We start from the raw sequence: 21,847 nt of genomic DNA, 5'->3' as shown, positions 1-21,847 counted from the left end.
GGGTCGGCCGTCGTCGTCGTGAGCACCTGTACCGGGGACTGGTGGTGGTCGGGGTGTCGGCGTGGTGGATGACCGTGCACGTCCGGAGACGTCCTGCCGGGGGCTGGGGCGGAGCCCCAGGTGAGGGAAGGGGCGGGGAGGGGAAAGCAGCCCGCCGCAGGCGTCACGATCCGGCGGACGCCACCTGGCGGGTACGCCGCCCGCTGGCGGTCAGCGGCCCACCGCGTAGCCCTGCGCGCCGCGCGGGTTGGCGGCGGCCAGCAGGACGCCCGTCTCCGGGTCGCGGGCGACGGCGCACAGGCGGCCCTCCGACCAGGGTTCGCCGACCACGACATCGTGGCCACGTCGGCGGAGTTCCGCTACCGCGGACTCGCCGATGCGGGACTCCACGACCACCCGGCCCGCCGTCATCGCCCGGGGGTGGAAGGAGCCGGGGAAGGACTCCTGGTGCCAGTTGGGGGCGTCGATGGCGCCCTGCAGATCCAGCCCGGAGCGCACCGGCGCCCGTAGCGCGACGCCGAGGAAGAAGTGCGTGCTCCACTGGTCCTGCTGGTCGCCGCCGGGGGTGCCGAAGGCCATCACGGGGGTGTCGCCGCGCAGCGCGAGCGAGGGGGTGAGGGTGGTGCGGGGGCGGCGGCCGGGGGTGAGGGAGTTGGGCAGGCCGGGGTCCAGCCAGGTCATCTGGAGCCGGGTGCCGAGCGGAAAGCCCAGCGCGGGGATGACGGGGTTGGACTGCAGCCAGCCGCCGCTGGGCGTGGCCGCGACCATGTTGCCCCAGCGGTCCACCACGTCGAGGTGGCAGGTGTCGCCCCGGGTCACCCCGTCCCGGCCTACGGCGGGTTCGCCGGCGGCCGGATCGGCGGCGGCCGGTTCGCCGCGCGCCGGTCCCCCCAGCCCCAGGCCCAGGTCCCCGCCGCCGACCGTCGGCTCACCGCCGCCCGGCCCGGCGGCCGGGCCGTCCGCCCCGGAGGCCGCGCGGGCCACCGCGGCCAGCGCCTGCTTGCTCAGGCGCGGCGTACGGCCCCCGGGGTGGCCGGGGCGCAGCTCGTACGAGGCATGTTCGCCGATCAGCGCCCGCCGCTCCTCGTTGTACGGACGCGAGAGCAGCTCCGTCAGCGGTACGTCGGCGGCGTCCCCGTACCACGCCTCGCGGTCGGCCATGGCCAGCTTGCCGCCCTCGATCAGGAGGTGCAGCAAGTCGGGCGTGCCCAGGTCGGCCTCGCTCAGCCCGTACGGCAGCAGGGCGAGTTGCTGGAGCAGCACCGGCCCCTGGCTCCAGGGCCCGGCCTTGCACACGGTCCAGCCGTTCCAGAAGTGGCGGACGGGCGGCTCGTACGTGGCCTCGAAGGCGGCCAGGTCGTCCCCGGTCATGGTCCCGGCGTTGCGCCGCCCGGACGAGTCCATCGCGGGCCGGGCCGCCGCGTCCGCCAGTTCCTCCGCGATGAAGCCCTCGCGCCAGACCCGGCGGGCCGCCTCGATCTGGGTCTCGCGCCCCGGCCCTGCCGCCTCCGCCTCGGCGACCAGCCGCCGCCAGGTGGCGGCCAGCGCGGGGTTGGTGAGCAGCCGTCCGGCGGCGGGGGACTTCCCGTCCGGCAGGTACAGCTCGGCCGAGGTCGTCCACTCGGTCTCGAACAGCTCCCGCACCGTCTCGACCGTCTCCCCGATCCGCTCGACCGCCGGATGGCCGTGCTCGGCGTAGCCGATCGCGTACCGCAGCACCTCGGCGAGCCGCTTCGTACCGTGGTCGCGCAGCAGCACCATCCAGGCGTCGAACGCACCGGGCACCGCCGCCGCGAGCGGGCCGGTGCCGGGGACGAGGTCGAGGCCGAGCGCGGTGTAGTGGTCGATGGTGGCCCCGGCGGGGGCCGGGCCCTGTCCGCACAGCACGGTGGGTTCGCCGCCCGCCGGGGCGAGGATGATGGGCACCTCACCGGCGGGCCCGTTCAGATGCGGCTCGACCACATGCAGGACGAACCCGGCGGCCACGGCCGCGTCGAAGGCGTTGCCGCCGTCCTCCAGGACGGCCATGGCGGACTGCGAGGCCAGCCAGTGGGTGGAGGACACCATGCCATGGGTGCCTTGCAGGGTGGGCCGGGTGGTGAACATGTCGGCAGACTCCTGGTCTTGTGCGGGTGCGGGCGTGCGGGCGTGCGGGCAGGTCTCAGGGTCCTCAGGGGACGGCGGCGTCCCCGGGGGCCGAGGCGTCGGGCGCGGTGCCGTCGTCCGCCACCAGATGGCAGGCGACCTGGCGACCGCCGCCGCCCTCAGCGAGCCGCCGCAGCACGGGCGGCTCGGTGCGGCAGCGGTCGACGGCGAGCGGACAGCGGGTGTGGAAGCGGCAGCCCGCGGGCGGATCCAGCGGGCTGGGCAGCTCCCCGCTGAGCACGATCCGGGTGCGCGACCGCTGCGCGGCCGGGTTCGGCACCGGGGCCGCGGACAGCAGGGCCTGGGTGTACGGATGCTTGGGGTCGGCGAACAGCTCGGCGGCCGGGGCCTGTTCCACCAGCTGCCCCAGATACATCACGGCGATCCGGTCCGCGAGGTACTCGACGGCCGCCAGGTCATGGGTGATGAACAGACAGCCGAACCGCCGCTCCCGCTGGAGGTCCGCCAGCAGATTGAGCACGGACGCCTGGACGGAGACGTCCAGCGCCGACGTCGGCTCGTCGGCCACCAGCAGCTGGGGATCGACCGACAGCGCGCGGGCGATGGAGACCCGCTGCCGCTGACCGCCGGAGAGTTCATGGGGCCGCCGCCGCGCCAGTTCGGGCCGCAGACCCACCTGGGCCAGCAGCGCGGCGACCCGGTCGCGCAGGGCGTCGCCGGAGGCCAGGCGGTGCAGCCGCAGCGGCTGGCCGACGATGGCGCCCACCGTCATCCTGGGGTCGAGCGAGGAGGACGGGTCCTGGAAGACCAAGTGGAAGTCCTTGCGCAGCGGGCGCAGCGCCCGCTTCGACAGCCGGGTCACATCGCGGCCGTTGATCGTCACCTGGCCCGCGGTCGGCCGGTCCAGCCGTACGGCGCACCGCCCCACCGTGGACTTGCCGCTGCCGGACTCCCCGACCAGGCCGACGATCTCGCCCCGGCCGATGCTGAGGCTGACCCCGTCGACCGCCCTGACGGTGCCTGCGGGGCCGGTGAAGTGGCGGACCAGGCCGCTGATGTCGAGTACGGCGTCATCCCGCGACGCCTGCGCGGACGCGACGGCGGCGGTCATGAGGCGGCCTCCTGTTCGGGGTGTTCGGGGTGTTCAGGGTGTTCGGGGCGCTCGGGGTGCACCGGCACCGGATTCCAGCACGCGGCCTCGTGTGGCTCGGGTTGCTCGGATCGCTCAGAGCGCTCGTGCGGTTCGTCCCGTTCGTACCCCTCGCGCCTCTCGTCCCGCTCGCGCGGCGCCCGCGGCTCCCGCACCGCCCGCAGCGCGGGCCTTTGCTCCCCGCACCGCTCGTCGGCGTAGGAGCAGCGGGGCTCGAAGGTGCAGCGATCGGGCTGTTCGGTGAGGCTCGGCACCAGCCCGGGGATCTCCTGGAGCCGCCCCCGCTCGCCCTCCGCCCGCCTCCGGCCGGGCACCGGCACCGCGCCGAGCAGCCCGCGGGTGTACGGATGGCGGGGCGCGCCGAACAGCTCGTCCACCGGGGCCTGTTCGACGCCCCGGCCCGCGTACATCACCAGCACCCGGTCGGCGATGTCGGCGACCACGCCCAGATCGTGGGTGATCAGCACGATCGCGGTGCCGAGCCGCTCCCGCAGGGACTGCAGCACCTCCAGGATGCCCGCCTGCACGGTGACGTCCAGTGCGGTGGTGGGCTCGTCGGCGATGAGCACGGCCGGGTCGCAGGCGATCGCGATGGCGATCATCACCCGCTGTCGCATTCCGCCGCTGAGCTGGTGCGGATAGTCGCGGGCCCGCTGGGCGGGGGCGGGGATGCCGACGAGGTCGAGCAGGTCCACGGCCCGCTCGCGCGCCTCCCGGCGGCCGATCCCCTGATGGCGCCGGAGGACCTCGCCGACCTGGCGGCCGATGGTGAGGACGGGGTTCAGCGAGGTCATCGGCTCCTGGAAGATCATCGCGATCTCCCGGCCGCGGACGTCCCGCAGTTCGCTCTCGTCCGCCCCCACCAGCTCCCGTCCGCCCAGCCGGATGGAGCCGCCGACGCTCGCCGTGGGCGGCAGCAGCCCCATCACGGCGGTGGAGGTCACGGACTTGCCGCAGCCGGACTCGCCGACCACGGCCAGCACCTCACCGGCGGCGACGTCGTACGACAGCCCGTCCACCGCGTGGACCACGCGGGTCGGGGTGCGGAAGACCACGGACAGGTCCCGCACGCTCAGGGCGGGGGGCGCGGTGGACGTGGTCATCGGCTGTCTCCCTGGGGGTCGAGGATGTCGCGCAGCCCGTCCCCGAGCAGGTTGAACGCGAGCGTCGCGGCGATGATCGCCAGGCCGGGGAAGACCGCCATCCAGGGCGCGGCGGCGATGTACGCCTGGGCGCTGGAGAGCATCACCCCGAGCGAGGGGGACGGCGGCTGGACGCCGAGGCCGAGGAAGCTCAGCAGCGCCTCGCCGATGATCGCGGTGGGGATGCCCACGGTGGCCTGGACGGTCAGCGCGGACAGGGCGCCGGGGAGGATGTGGCGGAAGAGCACGGTGCCGTCCCCACCGCCATTGGCCACGGCCGCCGCCACATAGTCGAGGTGTTTGAGCCGCAGCGTCTCCGCCCGGGTGATCCGGATGACGGCCGGGATCTGCGAGACGCCGACCGCGATCGTGGCGTTCAGCAGGGACGGCCCGAGGATGGTGGCCAGGCCCACCGCCAGCACCAGGAAGGGGAAGGCGAGCAGGGTGTCGGTGAGCCGGGAGACCACCGAGTCGGCGAACCGCCCGTAGTAGCCCGCGATCAGCCCGAGCGGCACCCCGGCCGCGAAGGCCAGCGCCACCGCGAGCAGCCCGATCTGGAGCGAGGCGCGCACCCCGTACACGACCCGGGAGAGCTGATCGCGGCCCAGGTCGTCGGTGCCCAGCCAGTGGGCCCAGCCCGGCGGCCGGAGGGCGGCCGTGAAGTCGGGGCGGGCCGGGTCGTACGGCGCGATGAGCGGTGCGCACAGCGCGATCAGCACCAGGATCGCGGCGGCCACGGCCCCGGTGAGGGCCAGCTTGTTGCGGGTCAGCAGCCGCAGTCGGGACAGCGGGGCGAGCGGGGCCCGCTCCCGCTCCTCGGCGGTGGGAAGGGCGGTGGCGGCGGCGCTCACTGGGCACCTCCGGGGCCGAGGCTCGACTCGGCATCTCCGCGCCGGATTCTCACTGGGCACCTCCGAGCCGGATACGGGGGTCGATCACCGAATAGGCCAGGTCCACCAGGAGGTTGACGAGGATGTAGGCGGTCGAGGTGAACAGCACCACGCCCTGCACCATCGCGTAGTCCCGGGAGAAGACCGCGTCGATGGTGAGCTTGCCGAAGCCCGGCAGGACGAAGATCTGCTCGGTGACCACCGCGCCCGAGATGAGGTGCCCGAGCTGGAGCCCGAGCACGGTCACCACGGTGACCAGGCTGTTGCGCAGGGCATGGCCCACGATCACCTGACGCCGGGAGAGCCCCTTGGCGCGCGCGGTGCGCACGTAGTCGGCGGAGAGCGAGCCCAGCATGGCCGCGCGCGTCTGCCGCATCACGACCGCCGCCAGACCGGAGCCGAGGACGATCACCGGGAGCACCATATGGCGCAGGTTCTCCATGGGGTCCACGCCGAACGGCACGAATCCGGAGGCGGCGAAGACCGGGACGGCGATGGCGAAGGCGAGGACGAGCACGATGCCGAGCCAGAAGGCGGGCACCGAAAGCCCCAGCAGCGCCACCGCGTTGACCAGCCACTCCTCGGGCCGTCCGCGCCGGACCGCCGCCACCACCCCGGCGCCCACGCCGACGACGACCGCGAGCAGCAGGGCCAGGGCGGACAGTTCGAGGGTGACGGGCAGCGCCTCCATCACCGAGTCCAGGACCGGCAGCCCGGTGCGGGAGGAGACGCCGAGGTCGCCGGTGGCGGCGTGCCGCACATAGCGCAGGTACTGCACCACGATGTTGTCGTTCAGCCCGTAGCTCTCGCGGATCTGGGCGATCGCCTCGGGCGTCGGCTCCTCCCCGGCCAGCGCGGTGGCGGTGTCGCCGGGCAGCGCCCGTACGCCGGCGAAGACCACGACGCTGACCAGGAAGAGGGTGATCAGCGATTCGCCGAGACGGCGGATCGGATACGGCATCAACTCCCTCCCTTCACATATCCGGCGTCCTTCACCCGGATCAGCCCGTCGCCGAAGACCTTCAGCCCGGCGACCTTCTTCGTCACCGAGACGTAGTTCGTGGGCTGGATCAGATAGAGCACGGTGTGCGCGGCGCGGACGCGCTCCACGAGTTGGGCGTAGATCTTCTTGCGGGCGGGCTTGTCCGCGGTGGTGCCGCCCTCGGCGATCAGCCGGTCGATGGCGGGGTCGGAGAGCCCGCCGTAGTTCTGGGCGCCGCCGGTGCCGGCGAACGCGTCGATGTTGCCCGCCGGGTCGAGCCGCCCGGACCAGTTGGTGGTCGCCGCCTGGAAGTCGCCCGCGCGGGAGTGCTCCAGGCCGGTGGCGAACTCGGTGGGCGTCAGGCTCACCGCGAAGCCCGCCTCCTTGGCCATGGCCTGGATGACCTGGCCCAGCCGGTTGTCCTCCGGGGTGGTGCTGATCTGGAGCCGCACCCGGACCGGGGTGGCCACCCCGGCGGCCTTGAGCAGCCGCTTGGCCTTGGCCAGGTCGCGGGCCGGGCAGCGGGATCCGGTGGCGTACGGGGTGCCGGAGGGGAGCGGGCCGCAGGTGGGCCGGTAGCGGCCCTGGAAGACGATGGTGTTGATCAGATCGCGGTCCAGGGAGAGGTCGAACGCCTCGCGCACCCGCACATCCCGCGCGATCGGGGTGTCGATCCGGCCCGGCGGCGCCCCGGCGCCCTTCGTATTGCCGATGTTGAGGGTCAGTCCGTAGTAGCCCAGCGAGGGGGAGTGGAACAGCTGGAGCCCGGGTTCGGTGAGCGCCCGGCTCACCTGCACCGGGTCCATCTGGTCGCCCACCTGGATGTCGCCGGACTGGAGGTTCGCCAGCCGGACGTTGCCGTCGGTGATGGTGCGGTAGACCACCCGCCGCAGATGGACCGCGTCGGCGTCGTAGTAGTTCGGGTCCTTGTCCAGCACGATGCGGTCGCCCACCACGCGCTCGGCGTAGCGGAACGGGCCGACGCAGGTGGGGTGGCTCGCGAAACCCTTGCCGTAGCGCTTCAGCGCGGTCGGGGACATCACCATGCCCGCGCGGTCGGCGAGCAGCGCGAGCAGCGGGACGTACGGCTTGGTCAGCCGCAGCCGTACGGTGTCGTCGCCGACCGCCTGGACGGAGGTGAGGGGCTTCAGCTCGCTCGCGCGGACCGAACCGGTCAGCGTCCGGTGGCGGTCGAGGGAGGTCTTGACCGCCTTCGCGTCCATGCGGGTGCCGTCGGCGAACCGGACGCCGCGCCGCAGCGTGATGGTGACGGTGCGGCCCCCGTCGCTCGTCGTGGGCGGGGCGGCGGCGAGCTGCGGCACGATCCGGTTCCCGGCGTCGACGTCGTACAGCTTCTCGCACATCGCGGTGAACACGGTCCGGCCCACGGCGGTGCTGGCCAGGGTGGGGTCCAGCTTGTCCGGGTCCGATTTGAGGGCGATGGTCAGCGTTCCGCCGTCGCGGACCGGCCGGGGGTCGGTCATCCGGTCGACGCCCACCTCGGCCGTGGGGGAGGCCAGGGAGGCGCAGCCGGCGGTGGCGCCGGCGACCAGCACACACAGCACCCGGGCGGCGAGGGCGGCGGCGCGCGGTCGGTGGCGGGTGGGTGGGCTGGGTCCGCTCGTTCTTTGGCGCATGGCGGGATGCCTCACTGCCGGGGACGTTGGGGCGCGCTGCGGTGCGGCCAGGATGGCGCAGGGACAGCGGTTGGTCTATTGGTAGGACCAAATTGATGACGGTGGACGCTAGCGTGCGGACCCGGTGGCTCCGGTTGCCCGCCGGTCACCACCTGGTTAAATCCGCTCGCGCCGCCGGCCGGGAGGGGGCCGGGTGGACACCGGTGGCGGCGCCCGACCGGTGTGAGACTCTGGACCACCGGCCGGACCGGAAAGCCGAAGAAGGCTGAGGAAAGCTGAAGAAGGCGGAGGAAAGCCAGGAGATGGACTGGCGGCAACTGCGGCGCTCCACCCTGTCGAGGCCGGACGCCCTGGCCGTCGGCCTGGAGCGGCTGATCCTGAGCGGAGAGCTGGCACCCGGTTCCCGCGTCCCCCCGGAGCGGGAGCTGGCGGAGAGCCTCGGCGTCTCCCGGGGCTCGGTCCGCGAGGCGCTGCGCGCCCTCGCCTCACGCGGACTGGTCGCCCGGCGCCCCGGCTCCGGCACCGTCGTCCTCGACCCGGGGGCCACCCCGCGCGGCGACGTCCTGGCCTCGGGGCTCGATGCCACGGCGGAGCTGCTGCAGGTCATGGAGGTGCGCGCGTGCATCGAGCCCTCGGTGACCGCGCGGGCCGCCCGCCGCGCCACCCCCTCCGACATCGTCCAGCTGCACGCCCTGCTGGACGCGATGCGACGCGAGCCCACCCGGCAGGAGTTCACCGACCTGGACCGCACCTTCCACCGCGCCATCGCCCAGTACACCCGCAACCCCCTGCTGCTGCGGCTGCTGGACCGGGTCTACGAGATCGGCGAGCCCGGGCGGCGCGAGACCTCGCTGTCCGCCGCCCGCCGACGCGCCACGATCGAGGAGCACCAGGCCATCCTGCGGGCGATCGAGGCCCGCGACCCGGAGGCGGCCCGGGCGGCCTCCGAGGCGCATCTGGACTCGGTGCTGCACCGGATCGAGGAGCAGCGGCGGCGCACGGAGGCACGGGCGGATCCGGCGGGAGCCGAGGCCGTGGAGGCCGATCCACAAGATCCCAAAAAAAATTCCGACGGGGATGTCGAGAACGCCGGACCGGCTCCGTCCCCGGGGTGAACGCGACCACAATGGGCCGCAACCGCATCAAGGAGAACCACGATGGCCAAGTACCTGCTGCTGAAGCACTACCGCGGCGCCCCGGCTCCGGTGAACAACGTGCCGATGGACCAGTGGACGCCGGAGGAGATCTCGGCGCACGTGCAGTTCATGAACGACTTCGCGGCCCGGCTGGAGAAGACCGGCGAGTTCGTCGACGGTCAGGCGCTCGCCCCGGAGGGGTCGTGGGTGCGGTACGACGGCGAGGGGCGGCCGCCGGTCACCGACGGTCCGTTCGCCGAGACCAAGGACCTCATCGCGGGCTGGATGGTGATCGACGTCGACAGCCACGAGCGCGCCGTCGAGCTGGCCGGTGAGCTGTCGGCCGCTCCGGGGAAGGACGGGAAGCCGATCCACGAGTGGCTGGAGGTGCGCCCGTTCCTGGCCGCCCAGCCCAGCACCACGGAGTGCACCTTCAAGTGACGCAGATGGACGAGGCCCTGATCAGGAGCCTCACGCCGGGCGTACTCGGCGTCCTCGTCCGCCGCGGAGCCGACTTCGCGGCGGCCGAGGACGCCGTACAGGACGCGCTGATCGAGGCGGTTCGCGTCTGGCCGACCGATCCTTCCCCAAGCTCTTCGAGCAGGGGAGACCCCATCAGGGACGCCAAGGGCTGGCTGGTCACCGTGGCCTGGCGCAAGTTCCTCGACGCGACCCGGGCGGACGCGGCCCGGCGCAGGCGTGAGGACCTCGTCGAGGAGGAGCCGGCGCCCGGGCCCGTGGCCTCGGCGGACGACACGCTCCAGCTCTACTTCCTGTGCGCCCACCCGTCGCTGACGCCGTCGTCCGCCGTCGCGCTCACGCTGCGCGCGGTCGGCGGGCTCACCACCCGCCAGATCGCCCAGGCGTATCTGGTGCCGGAGGCGACCATGGCGCAGCGCATCAGCCGGGCCAAGCGCACCGTCTCCGGCGTACGGTTCGACCAGCCCGGCGACGTCGCCACCGTGCTGCGCGTGCTGTACCTGGTCTTCAACGAGGGCTACTCGGGCGACGTCGACCTCGCCGCCGAGGCCATCCGGCTCACCCGGCAGCTCGCGGCCGCGATCGACCACCCCGAGGTGGCGGGGCTGCTCGCCCTCATGCTGCTCCACCACGCCCGGCGCGCCACCCGGACCGCGCCCGACGGCAGCCTGGTGCCGCTCGCCGAGCAGGACCGCGGCCGGTGGGACACCAAGGCGATCGCCGAGGGGGTGGAGATCCTTCAGGCGGCCCTGGCCCGCGACCGGCTGGGCGAGTTCCAGGCCCAGGCCGCCATCGCGGCCCTCCACGCGGACGCGCCCACCGCCGAGGAGACCGACTGGGTGCAGATCGTGGAGTGGTACGACGAGCTCGCGGCCCTGACCGACAGCCCGGTCGTCCGGCTCAACCGGGCGGTGGCGGTCGGCGAGGCCGACGGACCGCGCGCCGGGCTGGCCGCGCTCGCGGAACTGGACGCGTCCTCCCCCAGCTCCTCGAGCGGGGGATCCTCCTTGCCCCGCCACGCGGCGGTGGCGGCGTACCTCCACGAGCGCGACGGCGACCTGGCGACGGCGGCGCGGCTGTACACGGAGGCGGCCCACAAGGCATCCAACCTCGCCGAACGCGACTACCTGACCCGCCAGGCCGCCCGGCTCAACACCGGCCGAGGGCGCTGACGGGCCGCGCCACGGGCCCGTCGACGAGGACGTCGGCTCACGGGCGGACGTAGCGATCGGGGTTGCCCTGCGGCCAGTTGATGGTGAGGCTCTGGCCGTCCCCGCTGACCACGGCGTGACCGCCGGAGATGGTCTCGCCCTGGCAGGTCATGGTCACGGCCATGCTCGCGCTGATCGTCCCGGGGCAGGACGTGCCCTGGTACCCCACGCTGAGGGAACCGCCGGACACGGTCATCACGAGCGGCTTGCCGTTCGGGTCACGCACCGTGGAGTACCACGTGCCCTGCACGCTCGCCGGGGCGCCCGCACGGGTCGGCGCGGGGGCCTGCGTCTTCGGGGCCGTACGGCGCGGGGCCGGGGTGGTGCCGTCGGCGGTGCGGGTGGCCCGGGGGCTGCTCGGGCTCGGGCTGGGGCTCTTGGCGGGCTTCGTACGGCTCGGGCTGGGGCTCGCACTGGTGGGAGCGGCGGACGCGGTGCCGCGTTCCGCGTCGTCCGCCTTCTGAGCGGCCGCCGTCTTGTCGGAGGCGCCGGACGACTCGGAGCCCTTGTCGTCGTCGTTGCCGCAGCCGGTCAGCGCCAGAGCCAGCACCGCGACGGCCACGGTGGTGGCCGCATTCATTTTCCGCACGAGAATCCCTGATATTGCTGAGTGAACGGGGAAGGCATGAGGGAAGATCTTGACAGGCGGATACGCCGAAGCTCCACAGATTCCGGAGATGTTCTCCAGGAAATGTTTACTGGAATCCGGATCAGTTTCCCGCGGCGCTTTCCCGTGATTTCCCGTGACCTTTCCCGTGGCGGCCTTCTCGCAGAGCTTTCTCACGTCGCCTTCTCGCGGAGGCTTTCTCACGGTGTCCGCGGATGGGAGCCGGGCGCGAAGACCACCGACCACGGGCGGGGCCCGCCGGTCTCCTCCGGAGGGGTGAGCGGCCGCTTCGGCGGGTCCTCCCGGGCGATGACCTCCGCGGCGATCCGGGCGAACGGACGAGCCGCCGGATGGGGCGAATGCGCAGGCCATACGGCGGACATCCACAGCATCAGGGGACGCCCGGCCAGGGGGCGCCAGGCGGCCCGCGGCTCCTTGCCCGCCACCCGCCCGTCGTCGAACGCCACCCCGCGCCCCGACGCCACCAGGCCCAGCAGGAATTCGGGATTGCGGGCGTGACGGACCGCGGGCGGGGCGAAACCGCCCTCCCGGCAGATGTCGAGAATCCGGTCGTACCACCCCGGCGCCGCGGCCCGGGGAAAGAGGAAGAGTTCATGGCCGGTCAGGTCCGCCAGGGACACCTCGGAAAGGTGGGCCAGTGGAGAGGAGCGGGGCAGTACGACCCCCAACTCGATTCCGGCCGACGGCCCCACCACCAGATCGTCGGCGTCCGCCACCGGGTGGTGCACCAGACCCACGTCGAGCCGGGCGGCGGCGAGCAGCCGCACCTGCTCGGCCGTGTCCACCTCCTGGAGGTCGATCCGCAGCCCCGGGAACTCCTCCGCGCACGCCGACAGCAGGGCGTGCAACGTCCGGGCGGGCGTCTGCGGCGGTACGCCCGCCCGCAGCGTGCCCAGCTCCCCGTCGCGGACCCGCGCCATGACCGTACGCAACCGCTCCTCGCGGGCGAGCAGTTCGCGCGCCTCGTCCAGCAGCAGCGCACCCGCGGCGGTGAGCCGCACCTGGCGGGCCGAGCGGTCGAACAGCTCCAGCCCCAGCTCCCGCTCCAGCCGCCGGATGGACTGGCTCAGCGGCGGCTGCGCCATGCCGAGGAGATCGGCGGCCCGGCTGAAGTGCAGTTCCTCCGCGACGACAATGAACAGACGCAGGTGGCGTATCAGATCCACCGGCCGACCCTATGCGACGCCGGAGGGACGAGGGGGAGCGTGGTGGGGCACCCACTGGACACGACGCTGATCGAGAAGCGGATCGCGGAGGTGTTCGCGGAGGCGGACGCCGAGGGCCGACTGCACGCGGTGGACATCGACGCGCCCGGGCACGAGATCGGCCTCGGCGTGGATGACCAGGTGGTCATCGCCTCCGTGTTCAAGATCCTGCTGGTGCTGGAGCTCGCCCGGCAGGCCGACGCCGGACAGCTCGACCCGCGCGAACGCGTGGTCATCACCGCCCCCGACCGCCTCGGCGGCTGGGGCACCGCGGGCTGCGCCGACGATGTCGAGATGTCCCTGCGCGACCTGGCGTACTTCGCGCTGTCGGTGAGCGACAACTCCGCCGCGGACGTGCTGCTGCGCCGGGTCGGCCTCGACACGGTGCGGCTGCTGGCGGCCGAACTGGGCCTGGACCGCACACGGATCGTCGGCGGGCCCCGGGAGCTGCTGGAGTCGATGTTCGAGGACGCGGGCGCGGCGGACGAGGCGGAGTTCGCCGCCGTCTATCCGACGCTGGCCTTCCAGCGGCTGCGCCGCTTCCGCGTCCTGGACCCCCGGCACACCACCTCCAGCACCCCCCGCGACATCACCACCCTGCTGCGCCTGATCTGGCGGGACCGGGCCGGTTCGCCGGCGGCGTGCGCGCTGGTGCGGGAGCTGATGTCCCGCCAGGTCTTCCGTCAGCGCCTGGCCTCCGGCTTCCCCGACGACGTCCTGGTCGCGGCGAAGACGGGCACGCTGCCGAGCCTCCACATCGAGGCGGGCGTCGTCCGCTACCCGGACGGCGGCCGGTACGCGGTCGCGGTGTTCGCCCGTACGGCCTCGGTCGCGGCGGCGCGTACGGCGGTGGACGCGTCGATCGGGCGGGCGGCGCGGCTGGCGGTGGATGCGCTCAGGCGCGGCTGACCTGGTCTTATACGGAAGCGGATATGACGCGGGTACCGAGCTGATCTTGGACGGTGGGCCGGGGGAACTGCTCTGCTGTGCCCATGACCGCCAAGAGAGCATCGCGCTTCAACCGCCGTCTGCTGATCCGGGGAGCGGCGGCCGGCGCGGCCGTACCCGCCGTCCTCCCCACGACCGCCCGGGCAGCCGCCGGGACGGCATCGCGCACTCCCAGCGGCTCGAAGACTTCGGACGCGACCTTCCAATGGCTCGGTACGAGCGGCTGGCGCATCGACACCGACGGCCGGACGATCCTGTTCGATCCCTTTCTGAGCCGCTTCGAAACCGGGCTGTTCAAGCAGAGCTTCAACCCCAAGACGCCGCTGACCACGGACGGCGAGACGATCGACCGCCACATGGGCCGCCCCGAGCTGATCCTGGTCAGCCACTGCCACTGGGACCACCTCAACGACGTCCCCTACATCGCCGCGGCCGCCCCGGACGCGCGGATCGTCGGCACCGAGACCACGTACCACCTGCTCCGCGCCTTCGGCGTCGACAAGGCCAGGATCGCCGTGGTCAAGGGCGGTGAGGTGCTGGACTTCGACGGCCTGGTGGTCGAGGCGGTCTCCAGCCGCCACAGCCGTAACGACGCCTACAGCTACTTCGTCCCCGGCACCCTCACCAGCCCTCCGCCCCGCCCCCAGACCGTCTCCGACCTGCCGGAAGGCGACACTCTCGCCTTCCACGTCACCCTGCCCGACGGGCTCTCCGCCTTCCTCATGGGGGCGAGCGACTTCAGCGAACGGGACGCCGCCGGTCTGCGCCCCGACGTGGCCATGGTCGCCACCCCCAGCACCTCCGCCACCCACCGCTACGCCCCCCGCCTGCTGAAGGCGCTCGGCCACCCCGCCACCGTGGTCCCCGTGCACTGGGACAACTTCGAACTCCCCCTGGACGAGGGCGCCCACCGCGATTCCACGATGGACCTGGACGGTTTCCTCGCCCGGATCCGCGAGACCAGCCCCGGCTCGCGCATCCTGCTGCCGGAGTACCTGACGCCGTACCGCTTTTGACCCATGACCGGTCGCCCGCCGTCGCCGACCGGGTGAACGAAGAGTTAAGCGGTCCGAAAAAGGCGGTTACGGCGATGTCGTTATTTCTTGTGCACGTCTCTTCGAATACCGCGGTGACCTGCGACTGCGGGAAACCTGCGGGAAACCTGCGGGGAACTAGGGAATTCCCGGAGCAACCGCTTGCCGTCCCTCACGGTCTACCGGGGCGATCGGAAACACCACATCGCCGATCGCCGGCACCCGGTGACTGAACCGCGCTTTTTCCGTCGGCCCGATCGGCACTGATCGCACGAAGGGCCAATTCCCTATGCGCAGGTACCGGACCATGGCCGCCACGGCCACCCTCGCTCTCGCCCTGGGGGGAGCCGCGCTCGCGGCGCCCGCCGCCCAGGCGGCCCCGACCACCTCGGGCTCTCTCGTCCACGAGGACGGCGAGCTCTGGTACAAGGCCGCCGCGGGACAGAAGAACAATCTGACGGTCTCCGAGCAGATCGTCAGCCGGGGGGAATTCGAGTCCTATTACGTCCTCACCTTCCGCGACCGGGGTGACATCACCATCGATCCGGAGGCGGCGAACTGGGACGAGTGCGCCTACCCGACCGCGAGCGACCACACCGTCGCCCAGTGCGCGGTGGAAATCCCGCAGAACTCCGACGACTCCGATATCTTCGACGTCGATCTCGGTGACGGCAACGACACCGCGAAGATCGACCCCGATGGTTCGGCCTACGGCGGAATTCACGGCGGCGCCGGCAACGACGTCCTCCAGGGCAACGCCGCGGACATGTTCTACGGCGAGGCCGGCAACGACAAGATCGACGGCGGCGGCGGGGTCATGGGCTTCGGCGCCTACGGCGGCGCCGGCGACGACACCATCACCAACTGCACGCAGGAATGCCAGGGTGGCGCCGGGAACGACACCATCACCGGTGGCTCCGAGGACAACATCCTGCGCGGTGACGCCGGCGACGACATCCTCCGTGGCGGCAAGGGCACCGACGCGATCTACGGCGGCGAGGACGACGACGAGCTGTACGGCGAGGAGGGCGACGACACCCTCTACGGCAACAGCGGCGACGACGTGCTGTGGGGCGGCCAGGGCAATGACACCCTCTCCGGCGGCCCGGGCAGCAACGAGGTCCACCAGGACTGACGGGGGCTCCGCCCCAGACCCCGGGGTCCAGGGGCGGAGGCCCCGCCACGCGGGCGAAGCCTTTGCCACGCGGCGGAGCCGCACAGCGTCTGTCCAGGGCCGGGGCTCCCCCAGGAGTCCCGGCCCTCCCTTCGCCTACTTCCCCCAGATCTCGCGATACGCCTGCCGATAGCCCTCGGAGTCCCACGACGTCGCGCCGCCGCTGTTGGCGGCGGTGGTGATGTGCACCGCGGGGACGTATCCGCTGGCGGGCTCGTCCGCGAAGGCGCGGTTGAACTCATCCACGATCTGCCAGCCCTGCTCGGTGAGGGGCTCGGGCACCGTGGCCGCCTGGAACCGCTTGCCGTTGACGCGCTGGAAGGCCGACGGGTCGCCGTCCCCCGCGCCGATGTTGAACGGGGCGCCCGCACCGTCCTTGCCCGCGGCGCGCAGGGCGGCGGCGGTGTGCCGGAAGTACAGGTCGTTGATGGCGGCCGAGTACGTCCACTTGTCGCCGAAGCGGGCGAGCAGGGACCGGACTTCCCCGATGGCGCGCTTGTTGACCTCGGGTATCGGCACGTTCCGGTAGCTCAGCAGCTTGACGTCGGAGCAGGTGGCGAGCTCCTTCTTGATCAGGTCCGACTTGCGCTTCGCGAACGGGACCGTGCCGTCGGTGAACAGCACCACGCCCGCGCGGCCGCCCGAGCGGGCGATGATCCAGTCGGCGCTGATCTTCGCGACGTCCTCGACCCGGGTGGTGACGTTGGTGAAGAGATCGGGGCTCGCGTCCGGGCCCGGGGTCGGGGCGGAGTGCCAGCCGATCACCGGAATGCCCGCCGCCTTGGCCTCCTTGATCTCGTCGGCGACGCTGCCGGGGTCGAAACCGGCGATGGCGATGCCGTCCGGCTTGAGGGCAAGCGCTTCCTTGAAGGCGGACCGGTAACCCTCCGGCGTGCCCTGGCCGTTGAGGGTGCGGGCGCTCCACCGCAGCAGCGACGCGGCTTCCTGGACGCCTTGGGCGACTCCGGCCGGACCGGGGTTGGAGAGGTCGTGGGCGATGAAGACGATGCTCTTGCCGTGACCGGCCACCTCGGGCCCGGTGGTGGGGCCCTTCCAGGGGGCGTCGACGGCCTCCGCCTTCTTGACGGCCTGTTTCGCTCTGGCGAGGACGGTCGGGCAGCCGGGCTTCGCGGAGGTCCGGTGGGTCGTGGTGGAGGCGGCGCCGGGCTCGCAGCCGGCGGTGGCCACGGCCAGCAGCGCGATGGCCGTCAGGGCCGCCTTGCGGGTGGGGTGCACGGGTCTCCTCGCAGGGCACGGAGTGGTACGGAGAGTTCGGGCCGGGGGTGGGCCGGGGGCGGACCGGCGATGGACCGGGGTGGGCCCGGGGCCGGGAGGAGACAGGTTACGGGTGGCGGTGGTGCGCCGGGCAGCCCCCTTCGGCACTCGCGGTTCCATCGAGCACAGTCGTGAACAAGCCAGCCCACGCGCCACCCTCGGCCTCCACCCCATGACCACCGGGCGGCCACCTCCCGGCCACCGGCTGGGCGGTTGGCGGGGCGCCGGGTGATACGTAGATGACCTAAACCCCGCAAACCGTGGAAATTCTGTGGTCGTTGAGAGGTCATCTCTTGCGCGTGTGCGCGCAGGCGGTAGTGTTCACGCCCGGTCAGGCATGTGGCGCGATTCCATCGCTCGCGTTCCGGCCGGAACCGCCTTCGCCGACGTGCCGTTTTCCGGTGTCGGCGATCGGCGGCAACAACACCTCGGTCACCGCTCAGGAGCACATCGAAGGAGGACCTGGGTGTCTGTGGACACGGCGGACCCGCCGGCCGACCAGGAGCCGTCCGGACACGCGCCGCCGCATGCGCGGTCCCGGCGCACGGCAGGTCGCGAGGCGGGCCGCACGTCGGGTCGTACGACGGGCCGCAAGACGGGTCGTAAGACGGAAGCCCTCGGTGCGCTCCTCGACCGCTGGCCGTTCCGGCGGAAGCTCAACGTCCTGGTGATCGTGCCGCTGACGGTCGTCGGCGCGCTCCTCGGCCTCGCCGTGAACGGCGAGGTGCGGCAGGCCCTGGAGGCCGACCGGATCGCCGGGCGGGTGCGCGACAGCGACCAGGTGGCCCGGCTGATCAACGACGTACAGGCCGAGCACCGGGAGGCGCTTCTGCTCTCCGTGGAGCAGGAGTCGGTCCGCCCCGGGGCCACCCTCCCGTCCACCGCCGACTACCGCCGGGCGCAGCGGGTCACCGATGAGCGGGCCGCCGATGTGCGGTCCGCGTTCGGCTCCGCCCTGCCGAAGGACGAGGCCCGGGCCCTCGACTACGTCCAGCGCCTGAGCGTGCTGCGGGACAAGGTCGAACGGGGCTCGGTGCCCGCCGCCGGTATCGACCCCGCGTACGCCGCCGCCGTCGGCTACCTCATCGACGGCATCGGACTCGACCACTTCTCCGACAACCCCTCGTCCTCCGCCATCGAGATGGTCGACGCCGTGATGCGGGGCGACGCCGCCCACGCGGCCTTCGAGGGCGGGGTGTTCTCCGCCCAGACCCGGGACGCCAACGGCCTCACCGAGTACACCCGCGCGGTCGGCGCCCACCGGGTCTACGAGGAGCAGTCGGAACGTTTCGCCAGGATCGCCGACCCCGACCAGGTCCTGCGCCTCGACGGCATCGAGCGGAACGCCGAGGAGAACGGCATCGAGGACCGGTTCGCCCAGCTCCAGATCGACCCCAGCTCCCTCCAGGGCCAGTCGCCCCGGCAGCTCCGCGTGGCCATGGCCCAGGGCAACCGGCAGGCCGAGGCCCGCCTCGAGATCGCCCGCTCGCTGATCGGCGAGATCGCCGACCGGGCCGAGAGCGCCTCCAAGAACGCCCTGTACAAGGCGCTGACCCTGCTCGCCCTCGCCGTCCTCGGCTTCGCCGCCTGGCTGACGTTCTCGTTCCTGGTCCGGCGCTCCGTCGTCCGCCCCCTGGCGGCCCTCACCGGCGCTGCCCACCAGGTGGTCGAGGTGGCCGACGAGGAACTGGCCAAGGTCGAGGACGACGACACCACCGACACCACCCCGCTGCGGCCCCGGCCGATCCCGGTCCCGGTGCGCGACGAGATCGGCGATCTGGCCGAGGCGTTCAACAAGGTGCAGGTCACCGCCGCGGCGCTGCTGGAGCGGCAGGTGCTCAGCCGCCGCAACGTCGGCGAGATGTTCGGCAACGTCGGCCGCCGGGTCAGCAACCTCACCACCCGTCAGCTCACCCTGATCGACGCCGTCGAGCGCGAGGAGACCGCCCCCGACATCCTGGAGCGGCTCTACCGCATCGACCACATCGCCGTACGCCTCCAGCGCAACGCCGACAGCCTGATGCTGCTCGCCGGGATCCGGGAGACCGAGCTGGACGCCCGGCCGACGACGCTGGCCGACGTCATCCGGGCGGCGCTCGGCCAGATCGAGGGGTACCAGCGGGTGTCCCTGCGGTCCGAGACCGAGGGCACCGTCGCGCCCGACATCGCCGGCGACCTCACGCTGATGCTGGCGGAGTTGCTGGAGAACGCGGTCTCGTTCTCCCCGTCCGACACTCCCGTAGAGGTCGTCGTCCGGCCCGGCACCGATGTCACGGCGGACGGTGGCGCGCTGATCGAGGTCATCGACCACGGGCTCGGCCTGGCCGCGGAACGCCTCGAGGAGGAGAACGCCCGCCTGGTGCGCCGCGAGCGGCTCGACCTCGTACCGACCAAGGTGCTCGGCCTCTTCGTGGTCGGCAGCCTGGCCCGGCGCTGGGGCATCCGGGTCACGCTGAGCCGTACGCCGGGCGGCGGGGTCACGGGCAGTGTGTGGGTGCCGTCGGCGCTGCTGGTGGCGCCGGGGGCGGGGGAGGAGCCGGCGGTTGCGGCTTCTGGGTCGGCCTCGGGGTCGGTCACGGGGTCGGTCACGGCGTTGGGTAAGGGCGCGGCAGGGGCCGGGCGGGAGTCCGCGCCCGCGCCCTCGCCCGCCGCCACGCCTTCGCCCGTACGGGCCTCCGCTGCCGCGCCCGAGCGGCGCCCGGCGGCGCCGGTGACGGAGTCGGGTCTGCCGCGGCGGGTCCCGGCGACGTCCCGTACGAACGCGGAGTCGGCTCCGGCCGCGAAGGAGACGCAGGCGGCGAACGAGCCGAACGCCGGAAAGGCGCGGTCCGCTGGGCACGAGCCGAACGCCGGAAAGGAGTCGTCGGCCGGGAAGACGCGGTCCGCCGCGCACGGGCCGAACGCCGCCCCGGCCGCCGCCCCCGGCTCCCGCCCCCTACGCCGCCGCGTCCGGGGCGCGACGCTCGACAAGACCACCTCACCGGCCGACCGGGCCATCCCCGCAACGCGCCGACCCGCCGACGCCGACGCGGTCCGATCCGAACTCGACGAGTTCGAGGCGGCCGTCCGCAGGGCGGAGCGGGACAGCGCCGCCGCCACCCCGGCCGAAGCCAGGCCATCGACACATCAGCGACCCCGGAAGGAGTCGGGCAGTGACCACGCCGACAGATAAGAGCGGTACCGCTGAGCGGGAAGCCACCGATCTGCGAGCCGCCGCGGCCGACTTCACCTGGCTGCTGGACCGGTTCGCCACCCAGACCGCCGGTGTCGTCGACGCCATCGCGGTCTCGTCCGACGGCCTGCTGATCGCGGTCTCCCAACTGCGGGAACAGGCCGACTCCGAACGGCTCGCCGCGATCGTCTCCGGTGTCACCAGCCTCGCCGCGGGTGCCTCCGGCAACTACGGCCTCGGCGATCTCAACAAGGTCATCATCGATCTCGAGGGCGGCCATGTGCTGGTGTCGTCCATCGGCTGCGGTGCCGTGCTCGGCGTGGTGACCACGAAGGAGGCGAAGCTGGGCAACATCGCGTACGAGATGACCCTCTTCGCCAACCGGGCCGGGACCGCGCTCACTCCGCAGCTCGTCATGGAGCTGAAGAAGAGCGCCGGGTCCGTGGGCTGACGGGTCGTGCGGCGCAGGGAGGAGGGGGGTCGAGATGGTCGCCGGTGAACCAGGACCGCACGAAGCGGCAGCGCATGAGGCGGCGGGGCAGGAGGCGGAGGACGACGCCCGGGCCGCCCCGGAGCCGCCCGAGCAGGCCGGACCCGTAGGGCCGACCGAGCCTATCGAGCCGCCCGGACCCGTGGCGCCGACCGAGCCCGTCGAGCCGACCGAGCCCGTCGAACCGCCCGAGCCCGTCGAACCGCCCGAGCCCGTCGGCCGCGCTTCCGCCGTCCGCCCGTTCCTGCTGACCGCGGGCCGGGTGGCCGGGAGCGGCGCCGCGCCACCGCTCCCGGTCGAGACCCAGATCGTGGCGACCCCGGACGGGCTGACCGCCCTGCGGTCGCTCACCTTCGAACGCCGCGACATCGTCGCCGCCTGCCGACGCCCCCAGTCGGTGGCGGAGCTGGCCGCCCGGCTGCACCTGCACCTCAACGTGGTCCGGGTCCTCGCGGAGGACCTGTGCGCCGCGGGACATCTGGCGGTCCACGTCCCGAACGCCGGGACCGTCCACGACATCTCCGTACTGCGAAGGGTTATCGATGGTCTCCGTGCCGTCCCCGACTCACGGGGCTCACTCCGCGACAGCGGTTGAACAACCGCCCCTGCCGGTCAAGCTGGTCATCGCCGGTGGCTTCGGGGTCGGCAAGACCACGGCGGTCGGCGCGATCTCCGAGATCCGGCCGCTGACCACGGAGGCGTTGATCACGGAGGTCGCGGCGGGCGTGGACGACCTCACCCACACCCCCGGCAAGACCACCACCACGGTCGCCATGGACTTCGGCGTCATCACGATCGACCCGAAGCTGAAGCTCTATCTGTTCGGCACGCCGGGCCAGGACCGCTTCGGCTTCATGTGGGACGACGTGGTCGACGGCGCCCTCGGCGGTCTGGTGATCGTGGACACCCGCCGCCTGGACGACTGCTACGCGGCGGTGGACTACTTCGAGCACAAGGACATCCCCTTCGCCGTCGCCATCAACGCCTTCGACGGCGAGGTCCAGCACGAACTGGACGAGGTCCGCTGGGCCCTGGACATCTCCGAGCACGTCCCGCTGATCGTCTTCGACGCACGTGAGACGGGTTCGGTCCGCGACGCGCTCCTGGTCGTCCTCGACGTGGCCCTCTCCCGCGCCCAGTCCGCCACCACCCCGGCCTGACGGGACGTAACGGATACGGCCGACGAC

19 protein-coding genes are annotated in these 21,847 nt (G+C 72.7%); 10 read left to right on the top strand and 9 right to left on the bottom strand.

Annotation, left to right across the window (positions count from 1 at the left end; genetic code table 11):
- Positions 1-210: 210 nt before the first annotated feature.
- The 6 genes from IEJ02_RS21995 to IEJ02_RS21970 all read right to left on the bottom strand — a co-directional run bounded on the left by IEJ02_RS21995 (position 211) and on the right by IEJ02_RS21970 (position 7,907).
- Positions 211-2,106, bottom strand: coding sequence for a gamma-glutamyltransferase family protein (locus IEJ02_RS21995; protein WP_191066417.1), 1,896 nt, complete (start codon positions 2,104-2,106; stop codon positions 211-213).
- 64 nt (positions 2,107-2,170) lie between these two features.
- Positions 2,171-3,217: an ABC transporter ATP-binding protein gene (locus tag IEJ02_RS21990; RefSeq protein ID WP_191066416.1), complete on the bottom strand. Its 1,047-nt coding sequence runs from the start codon at positions 3,215-3,217 to the stop codon at positions 2,171-2,173.
- Positions 3,214-4,359, bottom strand: a complete 1,146-nt coding sequence (locus IEJ02_RS21985; protein ID WP_191066415.1) for an ABC transporter ATP-binding protein — start codon at positions 4,357-4,359, stop codon at positions 3,214-3,216. Before IEJ02_RS21985 ends, IEJ02_RS21990 begins: the two co-directional genes overlap by 4 nt.
- The gene (locus tag IEJ02_RS21980) at positions 4,356-5,249 is read right to left on the bottom strand and encodes an ABC transporter permease (RefSeq protein WP_370467101.1); all 894 of its coding nucleotides are present in this window, start codon (positions 5,247-5,249) and stop codon (positions 4,356-4,358) included. Before IEJ02_RS21980 ends, IEJ02_RS21985 begins: the two co-directional genes overlap by 4 nt.
- Before the next feature lie 49 nt (positions 5,250-5,298).
- On the bottom strand, positions 5,299-6,249 hold the full coding sequence (locus IEJ02_RS21975) for an ABC transporter permease (RefSeq protein WP_137979280.1): 951 nt from the start codon (positions 6,247-6,249) through the stop codon (positions 5,299-5,301).
- On the bottom strand, positions 6,249-7,907 hold the full coding sequence (locus IEJ02_RS21970) for an ABC transporter substrate-binding protein (protein WP_191066414.1): 1,659 nt from the start codon (positions 7,905-7,907) through the stop codon (positions 6,249-6,251). Before IEJ02_RS21970 ends, IEJ02_RS21975 begins: the two co-directional genes overlap by 1 nt.
- Before the next feature lie 302 nt (positions 7,908-8,209).
- Between IEJ02_RS21970 and IEJ02_RS21965 the strand changes: the two genes are divergently transcribed.
- The 3 genes from IEJ02_RS21965 to IEJ02_RS21955 are packed head-to-tail and all read left to right on the top strand — an operon-like array spanning position 8,210 to position 10,695.
- A complete protein-coding gene (locus tag IEJ02_RS21965; protein WP_191066413.1) occupies positions 8,210-9,022 on the top strand; it encodes a FadR/GntR family transcriptional regulator in 813 nt (270 codons plus the stop codon).
- 42 nt (positions 9,023-9,064) lie between these two features.
- Positions 9,065-9,484, top strand: coding sequence for a YciI family protein (locus tag IEJ02_RS21960; protein WP_191066412.1), 420 nt, complete (start codon positions 9,065-9,067; stop codon positions 9,482-9,484).
- Between the two features lie 5 nt (positions 9,485-9,489).
- Complete coding sequence (locus tag IEJ02_RS21955; RefSeq protein WP_191066499.1) at positions 9,490-10,695, top strand: RNA polymerase sigma factor; 1,206 nt, start codon at positions 9,490-9,492, stop codon at positions 10,693-10,695.
- 37 nt (positions 10,696-10,732) lie between these two features.
- Here IEJ02_RS21955 and IEJ02_RS21950 read toward each other — a convergent pair whose 3' ends face one another.
- Both IEJ02_RS21950 and IEJ02_RS21945 read right to left on the bottom strand, forming a co-directional pair.
- A complete protein-coding gene (locus IEJ02_RS21950) occupies positions 10,733-11,323 on the bottom strand; it encodes a hypothetical protein (RefSeq protein ID WP_223864224.1) in 591 nt (196 codons plus the stop codon).
- A 218-nt stretch (positions 11,324-11,541) separates the two neighbouring features.
- Complete coding sequence (locus IEJ02_RS21945) at positions 11,542-12,528, bottom strand: LysR family transcriptional regulator (protein WP_191066410.1); 987 nt, start codon at positions 12,526-12,528, stop codon at positions 11,542-11,544.
- A 66-nt stretch (positions 12,529-12,594) separates the two neighbouring features.
- Between IEJ02_RS21945 and IEJ02_RS21940 the strand changes: the two genes are divergently transcribed.
- The 3 genes from IEJ02_RS21940 to IEJ02_RS21930 all read left to right on the top strand — a co-directional run bounded on the left by IEJ02_RS21940 (position 12,595) and on the right by IEJ02_RS21930 (position 15,684).
- Positions 12,595-13,476 carry a serine hydrolase gene (locus tag IEJ02_RS21940; protein WP_191066498.1) on the top strand — a complete coding sequence of 294 codons (882 nt, stop codon included), beginning with the start codon at positions 12,595-12,597 and terminating at the stop codon, positions 13,474-13,476.
- Positions 13,477-13,559: 83 nt separating this feature from the next.
- Complete coding sequence (locus tag IEJ02_RS21935) at positions 13,560-14,531, top strand: MBL fold metallo-hydrolase (protein WP_191066409.1); 972 nt, start codon at positions 13,560-13,562, stop codon at positions 14,529-14,531.
- 325 nt (positions 14,532-14,856) lie between these two features.
- Positions 14,857-15,684, top strand: a complete 828-nt coding sequence (locus IEJ02_RS21930; protein WP_317985872.1) for a calcium-binding protein — start codon at positions 14,857-14,859, stop codon at positions 15,682-15,684.
- Between the two features lie 135 nt (positions 15,685-15,819).
- Here IEJ02_RS21930 and IEJ02_RS21925 read toward each other — a convergent pair whose 3' ends face one another.
- Complete coding sequence (locus tag IEJ02_RS21925) at positions 15,820-16,959, bottom strand: substrate-binding domain-containing protein (RefSeq protein WP_191066407.1); 1,140 nt, start codon at positions 16,957-16,959, stop codon at positions 15,820-15,822.
- Positions 16,960-17,464: 505 nt separating this feature from the next.
- On the opposite strand from IEJ02_RS21925, the gene IEJ02_RS21920 reads away from it, so the two are divergent.
- From IEJ02_RS21920 to IEJ02_RS21905, 4 genes are all read left to right on the top strand, one after another.
- Positions 17,465-20,170 carry an ATP-binding protein gene (locus tag IEJ02_RS21920; RefSeq protein WP_317985871.1) on the top strand — a complete coding sequence of 902 codons (2,706 nt, stop codon included), beginning with the start codon at positions 17,465-17,467 and terminating at the stop codon, positions 20,168-20,170.
- Positions 20,151-20,621, top strand: a complete 471-nt coding sequence (locus IEJ02_RS21915) for a roadblock/LC7 domain-containing protein (protein ID WP_020868862.1) — start codon at positions 20,151-20,153, stop codon at positions 20,619-20,621. Before IEJ02_RS21920 ends, IEJ02_RS21915 begins: the two co-directional genes overlap by 20 nt.
- Positions 20,622-20,802: 181 nt before the next feature.
- A complete protein-coding gene (locus tag IEJ02_RS21910; protein ID WP_191066496.1) occupies positions 20,803-21,255 on the top strand; it encodes a DUF742 domain-containing protein in 453 nt (150 codons plus the stop codon).
- The gene (locus IEJ02_RS21905; RefSeq protein WP_191066406.1) at positions 21,203-21,820 is read left to right on the top strand and encodes a GTP-binding protein; all 618 of its coding nucleotides are present in this window, start codon (positions 21,203-21,205) and stop codon (positions 21,818-21,820) included. The genes IEJ02_RS21910 and IEJ02_RS21905 overlap by 53 nt, the downstream gene beginning before the upstream one ends.
- Positions 21,821-21,847 lie beyond the last annotated feature (27 nt).

Origin of the sequence: Streptomyces sp. 5-10, from assembly GCF_014712245.1 — a bacterium.
Lineage (GTDB): Bacteria > Actinomycetota > Actinomycetes > Streptomycetales > Streptomycetaceae > Streptomyces > Streptomyces violaceusniger.
Note: the sequence above shows the minus strand (reverse complement) of the source record. Positions and strands in the feature narration are given on the sequence as shown.

Bases quoted from the DNA above. Each gene is read 5' to 3' on its own strand.
- IEJ02_RS21965 (WP_191066413.1), top strand. From the start codon at position 8,210: ATGGACTGGCGGCAACTGCGGCGCTCCACCCTGTCGAGGCCGGACGCC.
- IEJ02_RS21975 (WP_137979280.1), bottom strand. From the start codon at position 6,249: ATGCCGTATCCGATCCGCCGTCTCGGCGAATCGCTGATCACCCTCTTC.
- IEJ02_RS21970 (WP_191066414.1), bottom strand. From the start codon at position 7,907: ATGCGCCAAAGAACGAGCGGACCCAGCCCACCCACCCGCCACCGACCG.
- IEJ02_RS21960 (WP_191066412.1), top strand. From the start codon at position 9,065: ATGGCCAAGTACCTGCTGCTGAAGCACTACCGCGGCGCCCCGGCTCCG.
- IEJ02_RS21995 (WP_191066417.1), bottom strand. From the start codon at position 2,106: ATGTTCACCACCCGGCCCACCCTGCAAGGCACCCATGGCATGGTGTCC.
- IEJ02_RS21955 (WP_191066499.1), top strand. From the start codon at position 9,490: ATGGACGAGGCCCTGATCAGGAGCCTCACGCCGGGCGTACTCGGCGTC.
- IEJ02_RS21990 (WP_191066416.1), bottom strand. From the start codon at position 3,217: ATGACCGCCGCCGTCGCGTCCGCGCAGGCGTCGCGGGATGACGCCGTA.
- IEJ02_RS21985 (WP_191066415.1), bottom strand. From the start codon at position 4,359: ATGACCACGTCCACCGCGCCCCCCGCCCTGAGCGTGCGGGACCTGTCC.
- IEJ02_RS21935 (WP_191066409.1), top strand. From the start codon at position 13,560: ATGACCGCCAAGAGAGCATCGCGCTTCAACCGCCGTCTGCTGATCCGG.
- IEJ02_RS21905 (WP_191066406.1), top strand. From the start codon at position 21,203: ATGGTCTCCGTGCCGTCCCCGACTCACGGGGCTCACTCCGCGACAGCG.
- IEJ02_RS21930 (WP_317985872.1), top strand. From the start codon at position 14,857: ATGGCCGCCACGGCCACCCTCGCTCTCGCCCTGGGGGGAGCCGCGCTC.